Genomic DNA, 25,388 nt, shown 5'->3' with positions numbered 1-25,388 from the left:
TGCAGCGGTGGCACCGTCGGATTCCGTAGAGCTCCTACTGGCAGCGATTACTTCGCGGACTGTGAGCTCTTGCGCTGAGCGGCGTTGAAACGCGCCTTCTTCTGGCGGTTTCCGCAGGTGTTCATGTCGCACCATCTGCGGGTGCGACTCTGGCTGGTATCGAAGAAAGCGGCTCGGCAGGTCGGTGACGCGCACAGGGCGAGTTTTCCGTCGCGCTCGCCCGCGATGACGCTGATCGCGTCGGCGGCGATCACGCCGAGGGCATCCGCTACGCCGCTATCGGGGTTGAGTCTCCATTGCCGATTGCCTTGGGGCGTCAGGGTAGCCGCGGCTCGGCCCGCGATGGTGCGGTCATTGATGACCTGGACGGCGGCCGCGGGAAGCGGCTCATCGCTCGCGGCCGCCGTCGCGACGGTATGAATCGCTTCCCTCAACTCGCGGGCGAGGTCGAGCTGGGCCGGAGTGCAGGAGTCCACGGCGAGGCCGTACACCGCCAACCAGTCGATGAGTCGCTGCGGTGTCGGAATGCGTTCCATGGCGATGCCGTGACGCTCTGACAGCGTCCCTGTGAAGCTGGTCGCAAGCACGCTACCCAGGCGAAATTCGGGAAACCCAGCACGCATGGAACCACCTTAGCTGGTTGCGGACCGGCGAGACGACATGTTAGAACCGTCTTAGCCGGTTCGGAGTGAGCATTGGCCGGTCACACGACGATCAGGAGGACTCATGACCCGTCCGACCAGCGACGTGCAAGCGTTCGAAACCCATGTATCCGACGCCGACCTCGAGGATCTGCGCGCGCGGTTGGCCGCGTCTCGGCTGCCGGAAGCAGAGACGGTCCGCGGGGCCGCGCCCGGGCCGCGTCGATGGGATCAAGGCGTCCCGCTCGCCGATCTCATCGATATCGTGAACTACTGGCGCACCGAGTACGACTGGCAGCGGTTCGAGGCGCACCTCAACCGAATCGGCCAGTACCGCACCACGATTGATGATCTGGGAATCCACTTCCTGCACCGGCGATCCGCGCGCGCGGATGCCACCCCGCTGATCCTGACGCACGGCTGGCCGGGCAGCATCGCCGAATTCGTCGATGTAATAGACGATTTGGCGAATCCGGAAGATTCGGACGCGCCGGCGTTCCACGTCGTGGCTCCGTCCCTACCGGGCTTCGGCTACAGCGATAAGCCCGCCACCACCGGGTGGGGAACCGAAAAGATCGCTGCCGCATGGGTACAACTCATGGGAAGGCTCGGCTACGACAGGTTCGCCGCGCACGGTGGCGACTGGGGTGGCAATATCACCACGGTTCTCGCCGGTAGATTCCCGGACCACGTGCTCGGTATCCACACCACCTTCGCCGAAGCGCCGCCGGGGCTGACGACCGACGGGCTGACAGCGATCGAGCGCGAATGGACCGAGGAAACCCACGACTTCTGGCATCACCGTGCGGCGTACGCGAAGCAGCAGGCCACCAGGCCGCAGACCATCGGCTATTCGCTCGTCGACTCACCGGTCGGACTTCTCGCCTGGATCCTGGACAAGTTCGCCGAGTGGTCCGACACCTCGGACAGCCCGTTCGAGACGATCTCCCGGGACAGAATTCTCGACGATGTCACCCTGTACTGGCTGACGCGAACCGGTGCGTCCGCGGCCCGCATCTACTACGAGAGCCATAACTCCCTCGACCCCGACCTGCGGGTCGACGTTCCGTCCGCGATCACCATCTACCCCCGCGACATCGAGAAGTATCCACGTCCCTGGGCGCAGCAGCGGTATCGCCGGATAGTCCGATGGGGATCCCCCGAAACCGGTGGGCATTTCCCGTCATTGGAGGTCCCCGACTACTTTGTCCAGGATCTGCGAGAAGGCCTCTCGGCGGTATTGGCCGCCGACTGATGAACCTGGCGATCGAGCTGGCGCCGATCAATCGGAGCGGGCTAGTAGCGCCAGTGCTTCACGACGGTGCGATGGCATCAGCATGGCCAGCTGCTCACGCAGTTCCCGCGGCCAATTCGGATCCGTGATCTGTGCGAGCAGCCAGGCCGGGTCGTGGACATCCAATCTGGATACGGCGAGCATCAGCATGTCATCTCGGAAGACTGCGGGATCATCGACCGGCGTGACATTTTCTCTGAGAAAGTCGAGCGCCAAATCACGATCCTGCTGGGAATGGTCCATCTTCAGGTTCCTCCTCGGGGTATTCCATGTTCAGTTAGTACCTGTTCCGATGCGGCTGAGAAGAATCGACGCCATTTCGATGGAAGGCACGTTCGACCGCTGCTTTGAAATCGTCGAAATTCCGAGCGGAACCGAGTTGTTCCTCGATTATGCTTGCCCGGACCGAGCCGAAACTTTGCCCGCGGCCCATATTTCTTTGCGGCTCGGCGCCGATGGAAATACCTGCGGCTTCCTGATTGGTCATTGCCGGGACGGTCCATTGGAACGCTTCGGGATTGGATCGCTGGTAGGCCTTCAGCCAATCGACCACGCGGCCTGCCGCTTCCACGTCGCTCACGTATACGACGATGCCATCGGTGCGCATTCTGCCCGGACCTGCCACTTTGGCGGAAGAGACACCGGGAAACCGGTCGGCGTCATGCAAGACCTCGTTCACCAACCCGCGCATCAATCCGGGCGCCGACATGTGCTCCGCGTTCACGTAGACACGATACTGGACGTCTATCGAATCGCGGCCTGCTCGTTCATAGTGAACGAATCCGACGGAGTCCGGATCGACACTGTGCCAGTTATTTTCATCCAACAGGATATATCCCTTGCGGGACTGCACGAGTGCACTCCGCGGGAGTCCGTCGGCGCGTTCGGGCATCAAGTCCACCAGCTCGCGAATATATCCCCGCGGATCCGGCACAGACCCGCTGTCTGCGCCGCTGTACATGCGATAGATATGGAGATCCGGATCATTGCGCCGGTTCCACACCTCGCCGAGGAAAGAATCCAGATTCTCTTTGGACAATGCCGGCGGTTCCATCCCGTTACGGCGATAGGACTGCTCGCGAACAGCCATCAAATCGTCGAAGCTGACGTCCGGAGGCAGCCTGCGGCGCAAGGTCTCCAGAGTTCTGGGCTGGTCGAATACCGAGGGGAAGTCCTCGACCGCGCGGGCGACCGGGTACTCGACACCGTGGTGCTCGGGTTCCACCCGTGTACCGGTCTTCAGCGAGTCGCCGAAATTGATCCGATCACCGTGATCGAAGGGCACCTTCTCGCCAGGGCGGACCTTTCGATCGCCGACCGAAAGTCCGTTCGTGGAGCCGTCGTCTCGAATCCACAACCTTCCATGCTCATCCATGCCGATCGTGGCGTGGTTGCGCGAAATCTTGCCGATCACTTTCGGATCGGAGACCAGTGCACCGAGATTGCTGCGGCCGACTCCGATCTCCTGGCCCGGTGCCAGCCGAAGTGGCAATGAGCCGTCCGGGCCGGATAGGTGCACAACGGCCGGATGCGCTGCGGGGGCGGAAATCGGTGTGGGCGGAGGTGCGGGCTTGGGCGCGGTGTGTGCGATGTCGACTCTCGACTCATAGTCCACGCCGAGACGTACCCGATCGCCCGGATTCAGCCTGACCTGCTCGCCCGGATCGATGCGCTTGCCGTTGACGTATGTCCCGTATGTCGATCCATCATCCCGGATCCACACCCGCCCGTGTTCGTCTGTGCCGAGTGTCGCATGCCTGCGAGAGACCGAGGGATGCGCCGAGAAGTGTTCGGACAGTGGCGAATTGCTGCGGCCGAGGCGCACCTCGCCGCCCGGGGGCACGTGTACCGAGGCGTTCCCGAATCGGACGTCGGCGCCATGACCGTGGCCACCCCCGGCGCCCGGCCCGTCGAAGCCGCGACCGCCGCGGTGGAAGTCATCACCCGCACCGCCTCGACCGGGCGGACCACCGGCAGGGGGCTGAGCCGGCGGCCGATGGCCACCTTCCGCGGCTATCGGCCGATTGTGATCGGGCGGTCGCCCAGCGGCCATCTCGGGCGCCAGTCCCGGACCACGCTCGCCCCGACCGCGGTTGAACACCGACTCCACGCGTCCCGTCGGCGCGATATCGCCCGGCCGGTGCGGACCACCCGGGCGCCGGGTATCGCCGATCGGTGATTGCCGGCGCAGACCGCGAGTGCCAGGTGCGACATCAGGACTGCGGACGGGTTCACCGCCGTGCTCGATATGCCGAATCGGTTGTGCGGGCCTGACTGCGGGCTTCCAGTCGTCACCAGGTGCTGATCGCGGGGTGATCGGATCCGAGGGCCGTTCGGCTGCGGCCGGTGGGTGCTCGACCGCCCCTGGGGGCCGTTCGGAGAGCGGCACATGCTCGGGGCGATGCGGTGCGGGCGGCGGTTCGGCTGCGGCCGCGGGCCGATTGGGCGTCGGCGGGGTGTCGCTGGGCCCGCGCGGAGCGGGCTGATCGCGCGCGGCATCGACGGACACCCGTCGTTCGGGTGGCTCAACCGGGCTCCGATTCGCACGTCCGGGGGACTCGACCGGGCTCCGATCAGCCCGCGGGCGCACGGGTTCGGGTCGCCTGGCCTCGGGCTGAGCTGTCGGCTCGGGAGTCGCTGCGCGGGGCTGCCTGGCTGCGGCTTCCGGCGCGGCGGAACCCGGTCGCGGAACCTGATCTGCGGAGCGCGACCCTGGCTCGGCCGGTCGCGGAGACGCTTCGGGGTGAACCGGTCCGGCCGCGCGCGCGGGTGCCGGATCGACCGGGCGCGCGGCCGCCGGCACATCCCGGTCCATGGGTGCTTGGCTGCGGGGTGCAGGCTCCTGGACTCGAACCGGTCGATTATCGGAGGGCGCCACGACCGGATGCCTCGATCCGGGCGCCTCGTCGCGCCGCGGCGGTCCCGCTTCCAGATCTCTGCTCGACGGCTCCGCATGCTTACCCGATCCCGGCGTCGGGTCCGCTTCAATTCGATTCCGGTCGTTCGACACTCGCACATCGGTGTCCCGGATCGCGGATCGCCGCGGCGGTTGCCCGGGGGGCTCTGCGGGCATTGCACGCATACCCCCGCGCCCGGGTCGGCTGGTGCGCAATGCCGCGGAGGCGCCGCCGAGCAATCCGCCGCCCAGACCCGCAGTTGCGCCCTGAATGAGGGTATTCCGGCCCAGTCCGTCGAACAGATTCACCGATTCGCCGTGTGCGGCGGCGATTGCGTTCTGCGCGACAACCGACACCGCACCGCCCGCCAGACCACCGCCGATGCCGCCGCCGACAGCGCCGAGCACACCGACTCCGAGGTGCTTGAAGTATTGGCTGGATCGGGACCCACCGCCGCCCACCACCCGGCCGAGTCCCTGCCCGACTTTGATGCCGATGAAGGCACCGACGACACCGCCCGCGATACCGGCCAGTGTCGCCACCCCGACGTCGGTCCAGTTGATTCCGTCCCCGTGATGGTCCGCGGCCATCCACACACCCGCCGCGAGCACCGGCGCGCCACCCCAAATCGCTCCCATGCCAACGGTATTCACGATTGTGCGAATGGCTGATCGCTCCGCCACGCCGGCGACGGCACGTTCGGCGACCGCTGTGGTCGCCGCGCGAGCGGCTGCCCTGATCTCGACTTCCGCGGCCACCCGTTCGACCGGGGCCGCGGCGGCGCCCCCGACGAAGAATGTCAGTGCGTCCCAAGCTAGTTGGGCGGTGAGCATCACGAGGGTCACGATGATCACCTTCTTGGCGTACTCGATCGAGTTCGCGGCATCGTCGCACTGTTTCGCCAGACTGGTGCAGTACTCGGCCAAGCTGTGCAGGTTCGCGGTATTGGTTGTACCCAGCTCCGCCAGCGTCGCACCGGCCTTGCCGGTCGCCACGCTCCCGAGTTCCGAGACCGCCACAGCATGCCGGTCCGCCAGTTCCGAGCACACTTTCGCGACGTCGCGCAGGGCCGCCGCACGCCGCCGCAACGCATCTTCGTCACCGACCGGAAAGGGCCCGGCCAGCAGCGTTACCAGCGAGCGTGGCACCTCCGGCGGAATCGTCAGCGTCATCGGCGCCACCCGATTCCGATTGACGAAGCGCGCACCGTCAACGGGGTTCTATCGACCGTCGAGCACTGTCGGCGGCGTCCAGCAGGACTCGATACAGCGCTCTCGACCGCGGTCCGGCCGCGGCTGCGGTCAACTCGACCTCGGCGAATGCAGCCGCCACCACTGCGGCCGGATCACCGGGCACCCCTGACTGGTCGGGAATCTCCATCTCGCGCACGGCAACACGTGCCCGGTAGCCGCCGACGGCATCCATGGCGTATCCGAGTTCACGGATCACCAGTGCGTACACGGGTGGCAAATCCACTGTGCCAGGCCATTGCCCCGCTGAACGTTCCGCCGCGATCCGTTCGTCGGCTGGGCCTAGGCTGCGGGCCGCAATCGGGCTCAGCACCAAATGACTTCCCGATACGCCGTCCGCGGACTCGTCGGTGGAACTCCGGATCAGTTCTCCCTCCGGCAGTTCGGCGATCGACAGCGTGATCAGTACGAGGGGCGGATGCCGGGTGAGGGTGTCGTCGATCGCGGCGGCGAACTGGGTCACCACCGCATCGTCGATTCCCGGGCTGTCGAAGCCGTACGTTTCCAGGCCGTATTCTTCCGCCAGCTGTCGAGCCAGACGCATTGCCAGCGTCTCCTCGGATATCGGATCCGGTTGCGCAATAACTTTTTTCGTCGATTTCGGAGTGTTCGGCCGGGCCGCCGGTCGCGGCGGGGCGCCTCGGCCGGCGCCGTGCGGTGCGGAGACCCCGCGTCCACTGGGACGTTGGCCTGACCAAGGCGTAGTCCCTGAGCTGGAACCGGATTGCCCACCCGCGCGGTTCGCGCGCGTGTTTTCGCGACCGTTGCCGGTGACAGCCGCGGGAGTCGGTCGTCCGGTTTGCGATGTATTCGTGGCTGCGGTTCCGGGTGCCGCCGCTGTCGCGTCGGGCAGTGCTCGATTCGGGGACCCGACCGGACCCGATGGCTGAAAGGGATTCTCCGACCGGGCCAGGTTCGATGGCTGATCGGCGGGTTGAACCGGCGCGGCGGGCTGGGCCGAATTGGAAAGCGTGCTCGCCGGCACCGACTGCGGCATCGGATCGACTGCGGGGTTGCCCACGCCGGGGCCGCCGGGCGTGACGCGGGACGCAGAACCGCCGTCGTTCGCCGCACCCGAATCGGTTCGCGCGGTTGGCGGGGCCGCCTGCGTCGCCGGCGAATCAGGTTGAGCCGGGGCAATGTTGGACTGCGCACCGGCGGGAACAACAGCCGAAGGTGAAACCGGAGCGACCGGGAGAGGATTGGTCGGCCGTGCCGCCGCCAGCATTCGGCTCGCGATCTGATCGTGCTGCTGCAGGGATTCGAGCAGTCCGAGAAGATTGGCGCCTTCGGTTCCCAAGCCTTTGGCAACTCGCTCGGAGTTGCTCAGTGTCTGCTGTTCATCGGGCACATACGTTTTCGCGAACGACTTGCCGATGTCGTCATTTCCCCAGGGCTGACCGTTCTCCATGAGCACGGATCGCAGTTGTGCCAGTGCGGCGTCCGCATCGGCGGCGATGGCCCTGAATTTGGACGCCAGCGCGCGCAGTGGATCCTCGTCTACCCTAAGCGAATCGCCCACGGCACCCCCAGATGTCGGATCTCGCTCAGCTCCCGGGGGCCGACGGATGGATCAGTTCAATGATCGTCAGTATGGCGTCCAGGACCAATTTCCCACGGTTGGGAATAGCCGAGAATCCTGCGTGCAGGTAATCGACCGCGGCGCGGGTCAGTGCAGGATCAATGCCGATAGGACGCGGTGGGCGCGAGCGCTCATTTGGGCGGCGGTTTGGTCGGGGTTGTCGAGCCACCAGGAGACGATGGCGGTGACGCTGTTCATCCAGACTCGGGTCAGAACGGCCAGGTCGCCGGGGTCCGATAGGGAAGCGGTGGAGAAGGCGGCGACTACGCCGGAGGCGGCTTGGGTGGCGATGAGCGCGCGGAAACGGTTTGCGGTGGTGGCGGTTTCGGTGTCCGGCGGGGCAGTGCGGTCGTAGAGGACGTGCCAGTCGTGGGGGCGGGGTTCCAAGGCGGTGAAGATCGCGTCCAGGACTGTCGAGGCGGCGGTGACGAAGGTGGGGCCGGGTGATTTCATGGCTTCGGCGATGCCGGTGGACAGGGCTGTGCCCGCGCGTTCCACGCAGGCGGCGCAGAGGCCGTCTTTGGATGAGAAGTATTGGTAGATCAGTGGTTTGGAGACTCCGGCGCGGGTGGCGACGTCTGTGACCAGGACGGCGGCGTAGCCGTGGGTGCCGAACTCTATCGCGGCCGCGTCCAGGATCTGGGCCTCGCGTTCGCCGCGGGGCATGCCCCGGCTGCCTGATCGATGCGCCATCGCCTCTACCTCCCGATTCTTAATGATGATACATCAAGTGACTCGAAGGTCATATCTGTCTGATACCGTCAGTTACGCATACATTGACGTTTGCGAGAGGACAGTCAGGTGAGCTTGAAAGATGTCGTATTCCATGCCGCCCAGCGCGGGGTGTCTGGTTCATATGCGTTGCGCGGCAAGCCGTTCGATCCTGCGACCGCGTTCCATCCGCCGCAGGGACGTTATGGGACAGTGCATTATGGGCTGATGCTGCCCGGGCTTCCCGCGCCGTTGAACTTCATCGACGTGATCGCCGTCATCGGCCAGCCTCGAATCACGCTGTGGCGCAACGATCACCTCATCGAAACCACGGCCGCCGATACCGCCAATCTGCTCATCGGTGCGGGCGTCGAGTTTCCCGGTCAGTTCCGCGGGTATCAGGTCGATCGCGATCTGGAGATGGCGGCGGACTCCAGCATGGTCCGGTTCGGTGACGAATTCCTTTTCGAGGGAACCTATCCCGACTTCACCGTCGCCTACCGCAATCCCGCCTTCGACCTCTATCTGCGCGTACGCGCCACCGATAAGGTCTCGCATTTCGCCAAGGTGCGCGGCGGGCTCTACGACCATTGGTCGCTGCTGTGCCAGTACGAGGGAGCCGTCACCTATGACGGGCGGACCACCGAGCTGTCCGGGCTCAACACCCTCGAGTACGCGCGCGGAGCCGATGTGGCACTGCCGTTTTCGTTCTTCACCTATCAGATCATCAATATCGATGACACCACCCAGGTGCTGATGACCGAGGTGCTCGGGCCACTCGGCGTCCCCGTGCAGCAGGCGGTGTACGTGCGCTCACTGCATGATCACGGCGGCACCTACGAGGACAACTTCGCGTTCGATGTCCGCCGTCTCGAGCCCGCGGCTCGCCGCACACCCAATGGGCTGTCGATGCGGCTGGCGACGGAGTTCACCTGGCGCGTCGATGATGAGCACGGCAATGAACTCATCGAGATCCAGGCCGTCACCAATGACGATTACGTGTACGGCATGGCGGGCGGCTATGTCGGCAGCTACCGGTACACCGGGCGCTTCCGTGGCGCGCCGATCGACGGGACCGGTTATATCGAGTACATCGGCACGCGCTGACTTACCCGAGCCGTTTCGCTTCGAGACCGCCCGGTACGGGATTACGCTGGCAAACACTTCGTAACCACAATCCAGCGGACCCGGAGACAGCCATGGGATACCGACGGGGTTTAGGGGTGTTAGTCGCGACCGTGGGGTTGACGGTCGCGGTGGGGTGCGGATCCTCCACCGATTCCAGCGGATCGGCCGAACCCGCGTATGCCGCGACATTGCGGCCGATCATCGAGAAGTTGATGCGGGACAACGTTATTCCCGGCGCGGTCGTGGTGGTTCGATCACCCAAGGACGGTGATTGGACCGCCACCTTCGGGACCGGAACCATCGGCAAGGACGTCCCGATGACGGTGGACGATCACTTCCGGATCGGTAGCAATACCAAGACCATGACGGTCACGGTGCTGCTGCAACTGGCGCAGGAGGGCAAACTCTCGCTCGACGATCCGATCGCCAAGTATTGGCCGGGTGTACCGAACGGGGATCGAATCACGCTGGCTCAGCTCGCCGAAATGCGCAGCGGCCTGTTCAGCTACACCTTCGACGAGCAGTTCAACGCCTACCTGGACAATGAGCCGCAGAAGATCTGGACGCCGGAACAACTGCTCGATATCGCCTTCGCGCATCCGGTGAACTTCGCCCCGGGCGAGAAGTTCGAGTACTCGAACACCAACACCATCCTGCTCGGCCTGGTCATCGAGAAGGTCACCGGAAAATCGGTCGCCACCACCTTCCAGGACCGCATCTTCACTCCGCTCGGCTTGAAGCACACCTCTTTCCCCGCCCCTGCGGACTCGTCCATCCCGGATCCGCACCCGCAGGGCTACGCCTTCGGCACCAACGTCTCCACCATCGAAACCTTCGCGCTCCCACCGGATCAGCAGGCCGCGGCTCTCGCGGGCACCCTGCAACCGAGCAACCAGACCACCTCCAGTCCATCGTGGACCTGGACCGCGGGCGCGGTGATCTCGACGGTCGACGATATGACCACCTACGTCAAAGCCCTCGCCGACGGTGGCCTGCTCGATAAGCAGATGCAGCAGCAGCGAATAGCAAGCATCCAGCCTATCGATCCGGCTAACCCAGCCATGGCCGGATATGGCCTGGGCATCGTGCGTTTCGGCACTCACCTGCTCGGTCACGACGGCCAAATCCCCGGCTATATGACCTTCATGGGATCGGACCCCGACTCTGGCCTCACCATCGTCGTCGCTACCAACCTGGCCACCGTCCCCTCCGGCGAAGGCTCCGCGCTGGTTCTGGTCAAAGGGATGCTGCCAACGTTCTACGGCGCCAACGCAATCCCTGACCACGACCCGGCACAACCCGCGCCGACCTCGAATTCACCCGCCCCGACCGGCTGAACGATGGTGTGGCACAGCATCGGCGAAGTCATGGCGCGGCAATTCCGGGCGCCGCGATCATCTCGGGGAAGGGTTTGTCCCGGACTTCGCCGGTGGATGTGCCCGCGAGCAGGCGTTGGCGCGAGATCTGGGAATCGATGACCGCTCCCAGTAGCAGCGCGAAATTCGACAGCCACATCCACACGAGCACTATGACCGCGGCCGCGAGCGATCCGTACAGTCGATTGAACGAATCGAAATGATCGGCGTAGAAGGCCAGGCCCGCCGAACTCGCGATCCATATCGCCACCGCGAGCAGACTGCCCGGGGTCACCCACCGTATCCGCTGACCGGCGACATTCGGAGCGATCCAATACAGCAGTGCCAGAGCCACGCTGGCGATGAGCGCCAGCACCGGCCATCGCAGGATTCGCCAGGTGGTGAGCACGGTGGTCGTGAGATGGAGTGAACCGTCGATTCGAGTGGCCACACCCCCGGTGAGGGCCAGCCCTACGACAATGCCGACGATCGAACTGACCAGCAGCACACTCAAGAGCAGTCGGAGCCCGATTGTTCTTGCCACCGAACGATTTTCGGAAACGCCGTAGAGCGAATTGGCCGCGCGTATGAAGGCGCCGATATAGCTCGAGACCGTCCAGATCGCGGAAACGAAGCCGATGATAGCGACCGGACCCGACCAGTTGGCGGACGGTTGCAGGTGCTGGATGGACTCGACCAATGCCGCGCGGCCGTCGCCCGGGCCGAGGTGGCGGGCCGCGTCGGCGATCGAATCGGCGGATCGCGGTTCGAGCAACCCCAAGACCGCCATGGCTATCAGCAGGGCGGGAAACAGCGACAGCATGCTGTGATAGGTGAGTGTCGCGGCTCTGTCCGACAACTCATCCGACCACGCGGCCCTGATCGTGTGAATACCCACGCGGATCGATGGAATGCGCATGATCGAATAGCGTCGCGCCCACGGCGATTTCAAGCTCATACCCGCACCTCCCCGAAGGTCATTGACACCGCCGTCTGTCTTCAAACCTGGGCGGGAGACGCGTCGGATCAATTGGAGTGGATCTCGGTGAGTTCCGATCCGGCGGGGAAGGGCAGCACGAACTCCTCGCCGACGTCGCCGATGGCGTCGGTGATCGCGGTGGTGACGATGATGCGGTCGTCGTAGAGATGGCGGATGCGGACGGTGTGGCCGCGGTAGTCGAATCGGTTCATCAGAAAGCGCAGGCCGTGCTCCTCGAGTGCCTCCTCGGCGGCCACCCAGTTCGAGACCGCGGTGAGGGATCGGCCCAGGCGATCGATCGGGATCAGCTCGGGGGCGTGGGATTCCAGATCGATCCAGCCGATGACTTCACCGTCCTCGCGACGGTGCGGAATCCAGTGGGCGGGAATGGCGCTCATGATCAACAGGCTAGCGGTGCCTACCCGGTGCTCTGCGCGCGTATTGCCTGCTCGGTCCGTCCATAGGGGTCGTGATCAGCCCCTCGGAGTGTTCGCTAGTGTCGTGTTGCAGGGTCCGATCGGGTTCGTTCTATCCGTGGAGGTATCCCATGTGGACAAAGTGTGTGGCCGCCGCCGCAACGGCGGTGTACATCGTCAGCGCGATCGCTCTCGGCGGTATCGCCGCCGCCGATCCGGACGATCCGGGCACAGATCCCAATTCGCAGCTGTGCCCATACCCGGACGTCAGCAATCCGTACTGCACCCAATACCCCGATGACCACGATCAAGAGGGCGACCTCGGGAACAACCACGACGGCGGGCACGGCCGGCGCTGAACCGACCTCCCTACATCGGGGTGACCGCCCGGACCACGAGCATGCGCTGCGGGCTCGGGCAGATCAGGCTGTCCCAGGGCAGCCACTGGGATTCGGTGTTATCGGGCGGATAGACGCGCAGGGTATTGGTGCGCAGCGCGTCGCAGTCGTTGACCTGCTTGGGATAGGTGATGAATTGGAATTGGGCTGCGGCACCCGGGGCCAGGACGACCGGGGCGGGTTTGGGGGTGTCCGCGCCCTGATCTCGTTCGGCGGGCTCGCCCACGGGGTCACCGCTGGGGCCGTTGGTCTGTGAGATGCCCGGGAAGCCTTGCATGACACAGGTTTTGGAGCTGGTGTTGTAGAACCGCAGATACCATTGGCCGCCGATCGGGGCCCCTACGCCCTTGTCCAGGCGGAGTTGGGCGGTCACGCATTTCGGGATCGCGTTATCGGCGGTGGTCGTCGGGTCCGAGACCGGGCTCCCGGTCGGCGGCGCGGTGACGGTTTCGGTGACCGTGCCGCCGGGATCGGTCGCGGTGCCCGGTTGCGTGGGCTGGCCGGGGCGGGTGGTTTGTGCCGGTGGCGCGGTGGTTTGGGCTCCCGGGGTCGTGGGCTGGGCTCCGGTCGTTGAGGTCGGGTCGCACGCGCTGGTGGAGACGGCGATACCCGCCGCGACGGCGGCGATAATCAATGATTTGAATCGCATGGGATCCCCCTCGGGTTCGGTGGTGCGAGCGTTCCTTCGCACGCAGCACATCGAGCAGCGGGAATGCCCGTTACGCGACAGCGACGGCGGTGAGCTGTGTAATCAACTGCGGTTCAACGCAGTTCGCCGCACCGCCGCCCAAAACTCGCTGCTCCGGATACCTTCGGGCAAAACGTTAACGCGTACTGTGCCCCAGGAAGTGGGGGCCGGTTCGCATGCTCAGTGTGATCCGTTCGAGACAACGTTCTCGTTGCGGAGGATGAACTTGCCGGGGACGCCGTTCTCCTTGTCGGAGAACGCTTTCTGGGCCTCGGTCAGCGGATAGAGCACGGGAGTGGGCATCACGAGTTCACCGGCGGCGACGCCGCGCGCCAATTCGGCGAGTTGGGCGCGGTTGGGCTCGACGATGAAGTAGACCGCGCGCCCGGTGGGAGGCTGCACCGCGGGCGGAGCGGCGATGGAGACCAGCGTGCCGCCGGGAGCGATCAGCGCGGTGGAGCGGGCCAGGATATCGCCGCCGATCATGTCGAAGACCAGATCGGCTGTGCCATCGAGAGGTTCGAGCGAGTCGCCGGTGAGATCGAGGAAGGTCGTCGCACCCGCCCCCAGAACGGCGTCGCGGTCACGGGTGCGGCCGGTGCCGATCACCTCCGCGCCGATATTGCGGGCGAGCTGAACGGCGAACTGGCCCACCGCGCCGCCCGCACCGTGGATCACCACCCGCTGCCCGGCAACGAGGCCGCCATGCACGAACAGCGCCTGCCACGCGGTGAGACCCGACATGGGCAGCGAGGCGGCCTGGACATGGTCGACCTCGGGCGGCAGCAGCGCCAGATCGCGGCCTTCCACCGCGACGTACTCGGCGGCGGCCCCGTCGCGGTAGCGGTCGATCATGCCGAAGACGCGGTCGCCGACCCGCAGATCGCTCGGATTGGTACCGAACCCGAGTTCGACCACCACCCCCGACACGTCCCGCGCCGGAATCGCCGGGGTGCGGTCCCGGCCGGTGCGGTCCACATAGGTTGGCTCCCAATCCAATTCACCGGGGGTGAAGGCGGCGGCATGCACCTGGACAATCACGTCGCCGACCGCGGCGCGCGGGTAGGGCGCGGGCTCGACGACGAGTTCGGCGGCACGGCCCGCCTTGGGCATGCGGGCCGCGGTCATGGTGGTGCGAGTCATGATTACTCCAGATCGGTGGTAGGCCGGTGGTGCGGGACAGTCGTTGCCCCGCACCACCGAGAAGTCAGTCCTGAACGGGGAAGTTCGCGCGAATAACGTTGTGCGGGTCGCGATTTCGCTTGATCTCGCGCAGCCGCGCCAGTGTCTCCGGATCGAAGGCCGCGGCGGCGGACTCACCGGGGGCGAGGAAGGTGTACGGCTTGGCCCCGGTGATGTGCGAGCCCAGGGCGTCCACGATCTCCCCGAATCGTTCGCCGACCGCGTCGATCAGCTGCGGCAGGCCGAGCCCGAGCAGGTAGAGCGCGTACGGTTCGGTGACCGCGCCGCGCGCGCCGCGCCCGGGTGCGTCCTGGGCGAGCGCGCCGCCCAGATTGCGGATCTGGATATTGAGCAGCGGGGCGACCGGAGCGTCGATGAGGGTCTTGATCACCGCGTCATCGAGATCGGTGAGCAGCTCGCCACGCGAGAGCGAGGGGCTCGGATCGGTCGGCTCGGCGGTAATGGTGCCAATCTGTGCCGGGGTGAGCGCGCCACGGGTATCGACCGCCGCGTCGCCCAGGGAATCGAGCGCGCCGGTCAGCTCCCGCCCCTGCGCCGGATCGCCGAGGTAGGCGAAGTCGAGGGCGATCATCGGTGCCGCACCCGGAATCTGGAAGCGCTGCAACCACACCGACAGCTCGTCCGGCGCATCGGTGGTGAGCTCGGTGAACACGTCGAACACCTCTCGCGCGCGCTCGGCCGACCACATCACCCGTCCGCCGTAAAGCTCGGGCAGCGTGACCAATTCGAACTCCAGCCCGGTGACGATCGCGAAATCGCCACCGCCACCGCGCAATGCCCAGAACAGTTCCGGATCGGATTCGGCGGTGACCCGCTGCGGACGTCCCGCGGCATCGACGATCTCCAGTGCGCGTACCGCATTCGCGGCCCAGCCGTATTTCCTTGCGAACCAACCGAATCCGCCACCGAGCGTGTACCCCGTCACGCCCACCACCGGATTGCTGCCCGACAGCCCGGCGAGCCCGTGCGCGGCGGCCGCGGCCTGCACCCGACCCCACGCCACGCCGCTGCCGACCCGCGCCACCCGCTGCTCAGCATCGATCTCGACGCGGTCGAATCGCTTGGTGCGCACCAGAATCGCCCCATCGATATCCCCGGTCGCCCCGTGCCCGGTCGGCTGCGTCACCACCACCCGCCCCGATCCACCGGCGTACTCCAGCACCGCCGCCACATCCTGCGCGTCGGCCACCTCGACCACCGCCGCCACCGACTGCCGCACCGCGGAGTTCCACGGCTGTGACGCCCGCTCGAAGTCAGCGTCGCCCGGCAGCAGCACACCACCGCGAAGGTTCGTGCGCAGGTTCTCGATACCCATTCTCTTCCCTCATCCACTCTTGTTTGCCGGGTTACTGCCTGATTGACGACACAGCATCCGGATGTGTGACATCAACCCGCCGGAGCACCGCGCGCCCCGGCCACCAGTCACGGCGCTGCACCCATTCCCGCAGTCCGATCCCGGCCACCGACCGTACGAAGCGGGCACACTCCGGCGCATCGGTCATGTGCCCTAATGTGTCGCCTGATTTGCCCGGGGATTGCGCGCGATCGCGGACGGCTCCGCGCGGGTGGCCGATGAAATCGATTGGGAACAGTGCGCTTTGCGATCGCGGTACCGCGACATCGCGGCGGGTAGCCTCGAACGCGGATCGATCATGCGAAAGGGCGACTATGTCCGGCGAGAATATGTTCAGCGTCTACGGGCGCATGACCGCGCTACCTGGTCGGCGGGATGAGCTGATCGCCGTGCTCCTGGCGGGATTGCGCGCGGGTGATCAGGATGGCGGGCTGATCTCCTTCAGTATCAATGCAGCCGTCGATGATCCGGACACGGTGTGGCTGACACAGCTGTGGGTCGATAAAGCGGCACATGACGCGACCACGCGGTCCGAGCCGGTCGCGGCGGTGAGCCGTCAGGTTCCCGCGCTGCTGGCTGGGCAGCCCGAAGGGCATTACGGCCATACCGTGCACTTTCACGGCGGAATCGCCTAATAACCCACCGGTCACCGGCTGAGGAGGCCCGAGGTCGTGGCCTGGGCGTTCTTCGCGCGCCATTGCAATTGAACCGCGAGTAAATTACCTTGCAGTCAATTGCCTGACGGGTCGAGAGGAGACGGCTGTGACGCGGTCGTGGTGGGGCTGGGGGAATGTCGAGGACGCGGTCGGTGAGGCGGAGCGAGCCACGCTGACCAAGCGGGTCGCGAATCTGCTTCCGGGAGCGGACCTGTCGGTGCACGAGCCGCCGGCGCTCGATGCGCTGGCGGTACCCGAGTCACGGATTCAGCTCCCGGATGCGCTGGCGGAGTTGGGCTCTCGGGATCTGCGGGATCGTGTCGCGCACAGTCATGGGCAGGCATTCCGGGATGTGGTGCGAATGCTGCTCGGTCAGGTCGAGCAGGTGCCGGATCTGGTGGTGCGGCCGCGCACCGAACGCGATGTCGTCGATGTGCTGGACTGGTGCGCCCAGGCAGGGGTCGCGGTGATCCCATTCGGCGGCGGCACGTCGGTGGTGGGCGGGGTGGAGCCGCGCGGTATCGCCGACTTCGCCGGGGTGGTGTCCCTGGACCTCGGCCGATTGAACCGGGTCGTGGAGATCGATCGGGTCAGCCGGGCGGCGCGGATCCAAGCCGGAATGCTCGGACCCGATCTCGAACAGGCATTGCGCCCCGAGGGGCTGACGCTGCGGCATTTCCCGCAATCGTTCGAATTCTCCACTCTCGGTGGATGGTTGGCGACGCGGGCGGGTGGGCATTTCGCGACCGTCTACACCCATATCGATGACATGGTCGAATCGATGCGGGTGGTGACACCGGTCGGGATCAGCGAATCCCGCCGGCTGCCTGGTTCGGGCGCGGGACCGTCACCGGATCGCATGTTCCTCGGATCCGAGGGGATCCTGGGCGTCATCACCGAAGCGTGGATGCGATTGCAGACGCGCCCGCGCTGGCGAGCGGGCGCATCGGTGATCTTCGACGACTATGCCGCCGCCGTGACCGCGACCCGCGAGATCGCGCAGTCGGGGCTGTTCCCGGCGAACTGCCGACTGCTGGATCCGGTGGAGGCGTTCCTCAACGCGGGTACGCCCACCTCCGGCGGGGTGCTCGTGCTGGGCTTCGAATCCGCGGATCACCCTGTGGACGAGTCGATCTCGCGCGCATTGCAGATCTGCCGCGACCACGGCGGGCAGGCCCCCGAGGGCGTGCGCTCGGCCGATTCCGAACAGGAACAGGCGCGCACCGGGGCGGCGGACACCTGGCGGTCCTCATTCCTGCGCATGCCGTATCAGCGTGATGCGCTGGCCGCGCAGTCGATGATCGTGGAAACCTTCGAAACCGCCTGCACCTGGGACCGTTTCGACGAATTGCGAGACGCGGTGCATGCCGCGGCGGCGAAAGCGTTCGAATCCCTCGGCATCGCCGGCGTGGTGACCTGCCGGTTCACCCACGTCTACCCCGACGGGCCCGCACCGTATTTCGGGATCTACGCCGCCGGTCGCTGGGGCCGGACGGTCGAACAGTGGGATGAGATCAAAGCCGCTGTGTCGCAGGCACTCTCGAGCGCCGGTGGCACCATCACCCATCATCACGCCGTCGGACGCGACCACCGGCCCTGGTACGACCTGCAGCGCCCCGAACCGTTCGCTGTCGCCCTGCGCGCGTCGAAATCGGCACTGGACCCGGCCGGAATCCTCAACCCCGGCGTGCTGATCGACCCCGTGGCACGACGATGACCGCGAGCCGGGCGGGAACCAAAGGCGTACCGCGCGAACAGCGCGAACAGCAGATCCTCGATATCGCCACGGCCGAATTCGGCGCGCGCGGCTACACCCATGCCTCGCTCGCCGAAATCGCCCGTGCGGCAGGGGTTTCCAAACCGCTGATCTACACCTACTTCGGTTCCCGCGACGGCTTGCACGCCGCATGCGTACGCAACGCGGGCGAGAGCCTGGTCGAGGCGGTCGCCCGCGCCCAGGTCGTACACGGTGCACAGGGCAAAGCCCTCGCCACCCTCACCGGCATCTTCCACGCCCTCGACGGACGCACCCAGAACTGGCGAATCATCTACGACAGCACCCTGCCCCGCCCGAGCGCGGCCCACGATCTCGCCCGGACCTACCAGGACGCGCTCAACACCATGGGCTCCGAAGGCGTCGCCGAGGTCCTCTCCGGCGCGGGAATCACCGCCGCAGAAGACCATTCACTCCTGCTCACCTGGTGGTTCAGCATCGTATCGAGCACCATCGCCTGGTGGACCGACCATCCCGACCACACCCCCGCCGATATGACCGAACGCTGCCTGCGCGTATTCACCGCCATCCGGCAACCCGCACGGGAATGATCACCGAATCTGCACGAGAACACCGAAAACCCCGCACGCCCAACCGATAACGTCAGACCTCGCGCCGGTACCCGGCGATGGGGGAGGGAACGTCATGGACAGGTCACGTGCGCGCCGACTACTCGGCGCCACGATGTGGGTGCTGGCAGGCATGCTGGTCGCCTGTGTGATCCTGGTGGGCGGGCTGTGGTGGCTGGGGAACCGGCTCGACACGGCCCTCGGGGGATCGACCTGGGATGGTGAGGTGCCCTTCATCGCCTATTGCCCGCCCGCACTGCCGTGCACCATTACCAGCGTGCCCGAGCGCACACCGCGCCTGGCCATCGACAGAGGTCATGACACCATCTCGGCGTCCCCGCAGCCCCAGATCGCGGGCCTGCGTACCGGTAATCAGGTGATGTGCACCGTCCACGTGGAGATCTTCGCGTGGGGGCAGGCCGCCAACGACCCACAGCTGACCTCGACCGTCACCAACTGCCGCCGCGCATAGACCCGGTGGATCGGCCTTGGCCTGCGGGAATCCGCACGAAATCTCCCCAATTCTGCCGAAAACGCCACACGCCCAACCGATAACGTCAGACCTCACGCCGGAATCCGGCGGCGGGGAAGGGAACGTTATGGACTGGTCGCGGGTGCGGCGGATACTCGACGATGCGATGTGGGTGCTGGTGGGGATGGTGTGCGCCGTCGTGATCGCGGTGGGCGGGATTTGGTTGCTCCTGGTCAATCTGAATACGACCCTGGGGAATCCGCGGTGGGATGGTGAGTTGGCCTTCATCGCCAATTGTTCGCCCGGGATCTCCTGCGTGATCAAGAGTGTGCCGGAGCAGACACCGGCCCTGGCCATCCGCGGCAGTGGGCTGCCCACCATTACGCTGGTGCCGCAGCCCGCGATCGCGGAGCTGCGCACGGGTGATCGGGTGCTGTGCACGGTCCATGTGGAGCTGGCCGATTCCGATATCAATGACAACGCGACGATATCGACCGCCAGCGACTGCCGCCGCGCATAGTTATTGCGGCCCAGCCGCTTTCGGCTCGCGATGGCGGGTCGGGAGTGGCGAATGTCCCCGGTAGGTCACCGCCGATCCGATGCATGCGATCGCCATCAGTACCGCCACGACGGTGAATCCCTTCCAGTACTGTGTCGGCAGCAGCACTCCCAGCGCGCCGCCGGTGACCCAGGCGAGCTGCAGGACCGTCTCGCTGCGCCCGAACCCCGACGCGATCGATTCCGGCGGCAGCGCGTCCTGAATTGTGGCATCGAGCGAAACCTTCGCCAGCGCAGTGGAAGCCGATGCGACCAATGCCGCCAGCACCGCGCCCACCAGGTTGTCCAGCAGTGCTGCCGCCACCGCGATCGCGACACAGCTCAGTGCGCACGCCACGATGACCGTTCTCGGCTTGCCGAGTTCGGTGCGCGCGCCGACAAAATTGCCGGTGAAGTTTCCGATTCCGGCCGCGGCACCGGCGGCGGCCAGCATGACCGCCTGCCGCAGGGCCGATTCGCCACTGCTTTTGGCCACGAACGCGACATAGAAGGTCAGGAAACCGGTCAGTACCCGAATCGCGCCATTGGCCCACAGGCCCGCGATTACCGTGCGTCCCAAGGGTTGTCGCGCCGGTAGTACGGAGTGGTGATCGCTCCCCTGCTCTCGCGAGTGTCCGAGGGTGGCGGGCACTTCGCCTTCGGTGACCTCCACCCAGCTCGGAATGCGAAGGCTCAGTACGGCTCCGGCTCCGGCCAACAGTGCGGCCACGACCAGCGCGCCGGTGGAATGGAACAGCAACGCCACCCCCGCCGCGATACCGCCCGCGATGATCGAACCACCCACCAATCCGAACACCGTGAGCCGGGAGTTGGTGCGCACCAGGTCGATTCCGGGCGGCAGGACGCGCGGGGTGATCGCGCTCTTGAGTACCGAGAATGATTTGCTCAACACCATCGTGGTCAATGCCAGCGGGTACAGCGCCCATCCGTCGAGATTGAAGATCAGCAGCACGATGACCACGACCCGCAAGGCGAACGTCGCGGCCAATGCCACCCGCCGTCCGCGCTGCACCCGATCCAGCAGCGGCCCGATGACCGGGGCGATCACTGCGAACGGTGCGACCGTCATCAGCAGGTAGAGCGCCACATTCACCCGGGACTGGGTGGCCGGACTGGCGAAGAACAGCGTATTCGCGAGGGCGACCGCGATGGCGGCGTCCGTCGCGAAATTGGCGACCGTCGCCCGCAGGAGAGCGGTCAGCCCGGACTCCAGTGCTCCATTGGCTCGCGCGGCGTGCTTCACCAGCTCGACGCCGTGCTCCGTCGCGCGAGTAGTATTGTGCCGCAACCGATTCAGTGCGTCATGCTGGTGCGGTCGGTCGCCGCCGTCCTGCGATGTCATCGGCGGTCAGTTGGCGCGCAGCAGAGGCTGGGTCGAGCAGCGGAACGCGCCGCCGAACAGCCGTGACACCGAGAAATCGATGTATTCGACCGTGATCCCGCGCGCCTGCAATTCGCTTCCGACGCGGTCGAATTCGGGGTCGGTGATGTAGGTGCTCGAATCGATGGGCAGGCCGTTGGTGGCCATCGCGGCCGCCTCGTCCTCACTCACCTCGATGACCTCCCATTCGCGCAGCGGTGCGGGCAACCCGTCAGGCAGCCGGTCGCGGCAGGCGATCAGCAGCCCCTCGCGAACCAGGCCGATCGCACAATCCAGGTGCAGCACATGCGAGGGGAGTCGCACCGGGAGCACGGTGAAACCGAAGGGCTCGAGGTATTTCGCGAGCCAGCGGTGGCCGATCTCATTGGTGGCCATACCCGAACATCCCACCAGGATCTGGGTGCCGAGCACCAGCACATCGCCGCCCTCCAGGAACGGTCCCGGCCCCGGATCGCCCAGCGGTGCGATGCCGGGCTGCAGCAATGAGACATAGTGCGCGGGGGAGGGCATGACGCGTTCGAGCAGCAGATCCCGGCTCGGCAGTACCTCCATGCGTCGGTGCGGGAATTGCAGCACGCCTTCGATGACGTGGTCGCCCACGGTGAACCACGGATCACGGACGAAGAAATTGGCATAGCCGGTTGGACCCGCGGCGGCCTTCTCGTCCGCGGTGAACAGCCGGGGGCGCAGCACTTGCACACCGTGCCGTCCCAGCACCGCGGCAAGCTCATCACGCTCGGCCTCCCACGCACGCTGCTTATCGGGATACACCGCCCCGAAGTCCCGACCCCACACCGCCTCCAGGATTTCCACGGCGCTCGCCTCAACCGGCATCGAATGCCCGAGGACCTCCGGGGCGTCGGGTGCTCGGAATTCGCTCTGAGAGACGACCACGGTGCGCAGCGGCGCAAATTCACTGTCTACACGTACTCGAGGATCGCTATCGGGCATAACGAGTGACGATATCGGGAGTATGGGTCGCGGTTCCATCGGCGCGCCACGCCACACTCCGAGGAGAAATATGGACCCACCATAGGTTTTCCTCGACTGCGCCATCAGCACTCGTATGAAACGCGACCGTATGGAAACCTCCGGTATTCGAGATCGTTATCGCCGCGGTGGCCGTCCTCACGTGACGCGGCGCACGATTCACGCGCGTTATGTTCCTGATTGCCAATCATGATCGCGAGACGATCGCTGAGCGGTCGTACCCGTAGCAACCGCCACGACCGCTTCCTGCATCAAGCCAGGGCGGGAACGAACTTGGTGACCCTCGGGCGAGCCTATGGCGCAACCGAACAGCGCCAAGTGTTGCTGATACAGCACGTCCCACAGTGGATTCCAGATCGATTGTTCGATTCGGTGCCGAAGGTGTTGGGGTGGATAGTATTTGGGTGTGTTTGCGCAGTTACTCGGGACGTTGAGCGGGGTGGTGATCGGTGGAGCGATTACGTTTCTCGCGTCGTATGTCAATGAACGGTCGAAATGGAATCGGACTCAGGGGGCGCGGTGGGATGAGCGGCGATTGCAGGTGTATTCGGAGTATTTGATCGTCACCCGGGGGATGCATACCTTGGCGGCGCGGCTGGTGCGGATACGGGCGGGGGTGAGTGATGTGGAGGGGATGTCGTTGCAGGAGGGGATTGTTCGGTTGGGGGAGTTGGAGCGGGAGCGGATTCAGCGGTGGCAGGAGGTGCAGTTGCTGGGGAGTCCGAAGGCGGTGGCGGTGGGGGATGAGCTCAACAGGTGTACGTGGACCATGGAGTGGTTCGCGCAGGGGGAGATGAACGGGGACGATGACTGGCTGCTGATCATTCGGGAGGCATACCGGCTGCGCAAAGAGTTCAGCGTCGCGGCGCGCGCCGACCTCGAAGTTGCTGACGCCGAGCTCGAGGCACCGGTGTGGGTGGACGCGTGGACTCCGCGTGAGCACATGATCGCGGTGCGGCAGCGTGCGTTGCCGCCCGCCTAACCAGGGCGATCGGGAATGAGTAGTGCGCGCGGGCCGGTGTCGGGCGTTGAATGATTCGTATGGGAACGCGAGTGAATCGGCAGACCGTGGATTTGTCCGGCTATCCCGATCTGATCGTCATCTACCTGGGCATGCGGGTCAATCGACTGTACGGGTTGCGGACCCTGCTGGGGTTCGGGCCCAAAATCGCGGCATCGGCGCAGGATCAGCCGGATGGGCTGCTGCTGCACGAAACGGTTGTCTACTCGCTGTTTCCGGCGAATGTCGGGATGCGGCAATACTGGCGGGATATGGAATCACTGCTGGCGTTCGCGCGATCGGAGCCCCATCGGGTGTGGTGGCGAGACTTCTTGCGCGACAGCGGGGGAACGGGCTTCTGGCACGAAACCTATTCCATGACAGGGGGTATGGAGGCGGTCTACGTCGATGTGCCCGAGGCCATCGGGTTCATGCGATTCGCGCCGAATGTGCCTGCGCGCGGGCCGATGTTCGGGTCGGCGGCGCGGATGGGGCGCGCCGAGTCCGCTGATGCGGCCGTCTCCGAAGCCGACCTGTATGGGTCGTCCACTGACGGACGAGAATGACTACGTCGCTGCTACGCGTTCGCTCCCAGCACGGTGGCGGCGAGATCGGCGATCACCGGGACCGCGTCGAACAGGTCGTCGTCCGATCCGATCATGGTGTCGAATGTTTCGAAGCTGGTGAGGGCCAGCAGGATTCGAACCTGATGGTCGGTGGCTCCCGCGGTTTCGTCGGTGAAGCGTTTGGCCAGCACCGTCAAACCTTCACGGCGGCGCTCATCGCGGGCGCTGATGACCGCATGGACATCGGCGTCGAGGGCGGCCAGCGCGCGTAGCCGGCGCATGGCGGGGCGATCGGCCTGCCAGAAGCGCGCGAAGCAGGCGATGAATTCGGTGAGCGCTGCGGGTGGTTCAGGGTTGGTGAAGGCTTTGACCAGTTCGGGCAGGCCCCCCTCCGCGGCGAGGTCGTCGCAGACCGCTTCCAGCAGACCGGTCTTGGATTTGAACTGGTAGTAGACGGTTGCGCGGGCCACATCCGCGCGCTTGGCAATCGCGTCCAGGGTGAATCCGGTGTAGTTATCGGCCCCGCCCAGCACTTCCCGAGCGGCGTCGAGAACCTGTCGGCGGCTCTGCTCGATCTGCGCGGTGCGCTTCCCCAGATTGTATTGACGCGGGCTCATGGCCTTGACAGTACCTGGTGAACCTGATTCATTCATACAGTCCGTCTAATTAATTAAATGAGGGCGAAAGGACAGTGGCGTGACTACTTCAGGGGTTGTGGTGCTGGGCAACCACCCGGATCTGGCGGGCAGGACCGCCGTGGTGACCGGCGGCTCGCGGGGCATCGGCGCTGCCACCGCAATCGCGTTGGCCCGCAACGGAGTTGACGTCGCGGTGGTGGGCCGCGATCAAGCCGCGCTGGACGGCGTCGCGGCCGCGATCACCGACACCGGCGGCCGGGCGCTGGCGGCGGTGGCCGATTGCACTTCCGCAACTGACCTGGACCGGCTACATGCCCAGGTCCTGGCTCGATTCGGCAAGGTAGACATCGTGATCGCCTTCGCCGGTGGTTACGGCCAGCCGGTGCCCTCGGTCAAGGAGACGCCCGACCATTGGCGGCACGTGGTGGATTCCGATCTCACCGCGACCTTCCTGACCATCTCGGCTTTCCTGCCGGAATTGACCGCACACGGCGGCGCGGTCGTCACGATGGCCTCCTCCGCGGGCCGGCAGGCCAGTCGCGCCGCGGCCGCCTACTCCGCGGCGAAGGCGGGAGTGGTCGGAATGACTCGCCATCTGGCCAATGAGCTTGCACCGCAGGGGGTTCGAGTCAACTGCGTGGCGCCCGCCGCGGTCGAGAACGATCGCATGCGGAGCTTCATGTCCGAGGAACAGCGAGAGCAATTGGGGCGCGGCTACCCGTTGGGACGGCTCGGCACACCCGACGATATCGCCGCCGCGACGCTATTCCTGGTCTCGGCCGCATCGTCCTGGATCACTGGCATCACGCTCGATATCGCCGGTGGTTCGGTCATGCCGTGACCGCGTGCCCGAGCCCCTGACACACCCAAAAGAGTTGAACGAGAACG

General features: G+C 65.7%; 28 protein-coding genes. 15 read left to right on the top strand and 13 right to left on the bottom strand.

Annotation, left to right across the window (positions count from 1 at the left end; translation table 11 throughout):
- Positions 1-47: 47 nt before the first annotated feature.
- Positions 48-623 carry a CGNR zinc finger domain-containing protein gene (locus tag ACFC4D_RS26065; protein WP_376067293.1) on the bottom strand — a complete coding sequence of 192 codons (576 nt, stop codon included), beginning with the start codon at positions 621-623 and terminating at the stop codon, positions 48-50.
- A gap of 103 nt (positions 624-726) precedes the next feature.
- Here ACFC4D_RS26065 and ACFC4D_RS26060 point away from each other — a divergent pair, with 103 nt between their 5' ends.
- A complete protein-coding gene (locus ACFC4D_RS26060; protein ID WP_376067291.1) occupies positions 727-1,896 on the top strand; it encodes an epoxide hydrolase family protein in 1,170 nt (389 codons plus the stop codon).
- Between the two features lie 27 nt (positions 1,897-1,923).
- Here ACFC4D_RS26060 and ACFC4D_RS26055 read toward each other — a convergent pair whose 3' ends face one another.
- Entirely contained in the window at positions 1,924-2,178 is a 255-nt protein-coding gene (locus ACFC4D_RS26055) for a hypothetical protein (protein ID WP_376067289.1), read from the bottom strand.
- Between the two features lie 34 nt (positions 2,179-2,212).
- On the bottom strand, positions 2,213-3,760 hold the full coding sequence (locus ACFC4D_RS26050) for an FHA domain-containing protein (protein ID WP_376067288.1): 1,548 nt from the start codon (positions 3,758-3,760) through the stop codon (positions 2,213-2,215).
- Here ACFC4D_RS26050 and ACFC4D_RS26045 point away from each other — a divergent pair.
- Positions 3,710-4,114, top strand: coding sequence for a hypothetical protein (locus ACFC4D_RS26045; protein ID WP_376067835.1), 405 nt, complete (start codon positions 3,710-3,712; stop codon positions 4,112-4,114). The two genes, ACFC4D_RS26050 and ACFC4D_RS26045, sit on opposite strands and share 51 nt — an antisense overlap.
- A gap of 1,035 nt (positions 4,115-5,149) precedes the next feature.
- Positions 5,150-5,503: a hypothetical protein gene (locus tag ACFC4D_RS26040; protein ID WP_376067286.1), complete on the top strand. Its 354-nt coding sequence runs from the start codon at positions 5,150-5,152 to the stop codon at positions 5,501-5,503.
- 538 nt (positions 5,504-6,041) lie between these two features.
- On the opposite strand, the gene ACFC4D_RS26035 is transcribed toward ACFC4D_RS26040, so the two are convergent.
- Complete coding sequence (locus tag ACFC4D_RS26035) at positions 6,042-6,626, bottom strand: hypothetical protein (protein WP_376067285.1); 585 nt, start codon at positions 6,624-6,626, stop codon at positions 6,042-6,044.
- 702 nt (positions 6,627-7,328) lie between these two features.
- Between ACFC4D_RS26035 and ACFC4D_RS26030 the strand changes: the two genes are divergently transcribed.
- Positions 7,329-7,667 (top strand): hypothetical protein, encoded by a 339-nt coding sequence (locus tag ACFC4D_RS26030; RefSeq protein WP_376067283.1) that lies wholly within the window; start codon positions 7,329-7,331, stop codon positions 7,665-7,667.
- Positions 7,668-7,751: 84 nt separating this feature from the next.
- On the opposite strand, the gene ACFC4D_RS26025 is transcribed toward ACFC4D_RS26030, so the two are convergent.
- Positions 7,752-8,357, bottom strand: coding sequence for a TetR/AcrR family transcriptional regulator (locus tag ACFC4D_RS26025; protein WP_376067281.1), 606 nt, complete (start codon positions 8,355-8,357; stop codon positions 7,752-7,754).
- Between the two features lie 108 nt (positions 8,358-8,465).
- Here ACFC4D_RS26025 and ACFC4D_RS26020 point away from each other — a divergent pair, with 108 nt between their 5' ends.
- Positions 8,466-9,482 carry a DUF6670 family protein gene (locus tag ACFC4D_RS26020; protein ID WP_376067280.1) on the top strand — a complete coding sequence of 339 codons (1,017 nt, stop codon included), beginning with the start codon at positions 8,466-8,468 and terminating at the stop codon, positions 9,480-9,482.
- Positions 9,483-9,598: 116 nt separating this feature from the next.
- Positions 9,599-10,840, top strand: a complete 1,242-nt coding sequence (locus ACFC4D_RS26015; protein WP_376067277.1) for a serine hydrolase domain-containing protein — start codon at positions 9,599-9,601, stop codon at positions 10,838-10,840.
- A 28-nt stretch (positions 10,841-10,868) separates the two neighbouring features.
- Here ACFC4D_RS26015 and ACFC4D_RS26010 read toward each other — a convergent pair whose 3' ends face one another.
- Both ACFC4D_RS26010 and ACFC4D_RS26005 read right to left on the bottom strand, forming a co-directional pair.
- Positions 10,869-11,816 (bottom strand): YihY/virulence factor BrkB family protein, encoded by a 948-nt coding sequence (locus ACFC4D_RS26010; protein ID WP_376067274.1) that lies wholly within the window; start codon positions 11,814-11,816, stop codon positions 10,869-10,871.
- A gap of 68 nt (positions 11,817-11,884) precedes the next feature.
- Entirely contained in the window at positions 11,885-12,235 is a 351-nt protein-coding gene (locus ACFC4D_RS26005; protein ID WP_376067272.1) for a hypothetical protein, read from the bottom strand.
- A gap of 149 nt (positions 12,236-12,384) precedes the next feature.
- Here ACFC4D_RS26005 and ACFC4D_RS26000 point away from each other — a divergent pair, with 149 nt between their 5' ends.
- Complete coding sequence (locus ACFC4D_RS26000) at positions 12,385-12,612, top strand: hypothetical protein (protein WP_376067269.1); 228 nt, start codon at positions 12,385-12,387, stop codon at positions 12,610-12,612.
- A gap of 10 nt (positions 12,613-12,622) precedes the next feature.
- Here the strand turns inward: ACFC4D_RS26000 and ACFC4D_RS25995 are convergent, their stop codons facing one another.
- From ACFC4D_RS25995 to ACFC4D_RS25985, 3 genes are all read right to left on the bottom strand, one after another.
- Positions 12,623-13,300: a DUF4232 domain-containing protein gene (locus tag ACFC4D_RS25995; RefSeq protein ID WP_376067267.1), complete on the bottom strand. Its 678-nt coding sequence runs from the start codon at positions 13,298-13,300 to the stop codon at positions 12,623-12,625.
- 219 nt (positions 13,301-13,519) lie between these two features.
- A complete protein-coding gene (locus ACFC4D_RS25990; protein WP_376067825.1) occupies positions 13,520-14,467 on the bottom strand; it encodes an NADP-dependent oxidoreductase in 948 nt (315 codons plus the stop codon).
- A 79-nt stretch (positions 14,468-14,546) separates the two neighbouring features.
- Positions 14,547-15,857, bottom strand: coding sequence for an FAD-binding oxidoreductase (locus ACFC4D_RS25985; protein ID WP_376067264.1), 1,311 nt, complete (start codon positions 15,855-15,857; stop codon positions 14,547-14,549).
- A gap of 353 nt (positions 15,858-16,210) precedes the next feature.
- On the opposite strand from ACFC4D_RS25985, the gene ACFC4D_RS25980 reads away from it, so the two are divergent.
- From ACFC4D_RS25980 to ACFC4D_RS25960, 5 genes are all read left to right on the top strand, one after another.
- Complete coding sequence (locus tag ACFC4D_RS25980) at positions 16,211-16,531, top strand: putative quinol monooxygenase (RefSeq protein WP_376067262.1); 321 nt, start codon at positions 16,211-16,213, stop codon at positions 16,529-16,531.
- Positions 16,532-16,658: 127 nt separating this feature from the next.
- The gene (locus ACFC4D_RS25975; RefSeq protein WP_376067260.1) at positions 16,659-18,269 is read left to right on the top strand and encodes an FAD-binding oxidoreductase; all 1,611 of its coding nucleotides are present in this window, start codon (positions 16,659-16,661) and stop codon (positions 18,267-18,269) included.
- Positions 18,266-18,877, top strand: a complete 612-nt coding sequence (locus ACFC4D_RS25970; protein WP_375957883.1) for a TetR/AcrR family transcriptional regulator — start codon at positions 18,266-18,268, stop codon at positions 18,875-18,877. Before ACFC4D_RS25975 ends, ACFC4D_RS25970 begins: the two co-directional genes overlap by 4 nt.
- A 94-nt stretch (positions 18,878-18,971) precedes the next feature.
- Positions 18,972-19,367, top strand: coding sequence for a hypothetical protein (locus ACFC4D_RS25965; protein WP_376067257.1), 396 nt, complete (start codon positions 18,972-18,974; stop codon positions 19,365-19,367).
- A gap of 127 nt (positions 19,368-19,494) precedes the next feature.
- Positions 19,495-19,887: a hypothetical protein gene (locus ACFC4D_RS25960; protein WP_376067255.1), complete on the top strand. Its 393-nt coding sequence runs from the start codon at positions 19,495-19,497 to the stop codon at positions 19,885-19,887.
- On the opposite strand, the gene ACFC4D_RS25955 is transcribed toward ACFC4D_RS25960, so the two are convergent.
- Positions 19,888-21,267: an MFS transporter gene (locus ACFC4D_RS25955; RefSeq protein WP_376067252.1), complete on the bottom strand. Its 1,380-nt coding sequence runs from the start codon at positions 21,265-21,267 to the stop codon at positions 19,888-19,890.
- A 6-nt stretch (positions 21,268-21,273) separates the two neighbouring features.
- Complete coding sequence (locus ACFC4D_RS25950) at positions 21,274-22,140, bottom strand: dimethylarginine dimethylaminohydrolase family protein (RefSeq protein ID WP_376067250.1); 867 nt, start codon at positions 22,138-22,140, stop codon at positions 21,274-21,276.
- A 562-nt stretch (positions 22,141-22,702) separates the two neighbouring features.
- Here ACFC4D_RS25950 and ACFC4D_RS25945 point away from each other — a divergent pair.
- Both ACFC4D_RS25945 and ACFC4D_RS25940 read left to right on the top strand, forming a co-directional pair.
- Positions 22,703-23,278: a hypothetical protein gene (locus tag ACFC4D_RS25945; RefSeq protein ID WP_376067249.1), complete on the top strand. Its 576-nt coding sequence runs from the start codon at positions 22,703-22,705 to the stop codon at positions 23,276-23,278.
- 59 nt (positions 23,279-23,337) lie between these two features.
- Positions 23,338-23,862 carry a DUF4188 domain-containing protein gene (locus ACFC4D_RS25940; RefSeq protein ID WP_376067247.1) on the top strand — a complete coding sequence of 175 codons (525 nt, stop codon included), beginning with the start codon at positions 23,338-23,340 and terminating at the stop codon, positions 23,860-23,862.
- Positions 23,863-23,873: 11 nt separating this feature from the next.
- On the opposite strand, the gene ACFC4D_RS25935 is transcribed toward ACFC4D_RS25940, so the two are convergent.
- On the bottom strand, positions 23,874-24,479 hold the full coding sequence (locus tag ACFC4D_RS25935) for a TetR/AcrR family transcriptional regulator (protein ID WP_376067245.1): 606 nt from the start codon (positions 24,477-24,479) through the stop codon (positions 23,874-23,876).
- A gap of 79 nt (positions 24,480-24,558) precedes the next feature.
- On the opposite strand from ACFC4D_RS25935, the gene ACFC4D_RS25930 reads away from it, so the two are divergent.
- On the top strand, positions 24,559-25,341 hold the full coding sequence (locus ACFC4D_RS25930) for an SDR family NAD(P)-dependent oxidoreductase (RefSeq protein ID WP_376067242.1): 783 nt from the start codon (positions 24,559-24,561) through the stop codon (positions 25,339-25,341).
- The last annotated feature ends 47 nt before the right edge of the window (positions 25,342-25,388 follow it).

This window comes from Nocardia sp. NPDC056000 (assembly GCF_042269265.1).
Classification (GTDB): Bacteria; Actinomycetota; Actinomycetes; order Mycobacteriales; family Mycobacteriaceae; genus Nocardia.
Note: the sequence above shows the minus strand (reverse complement) of the source record. Positions and strands in the feature narration are given on the sequence as shown.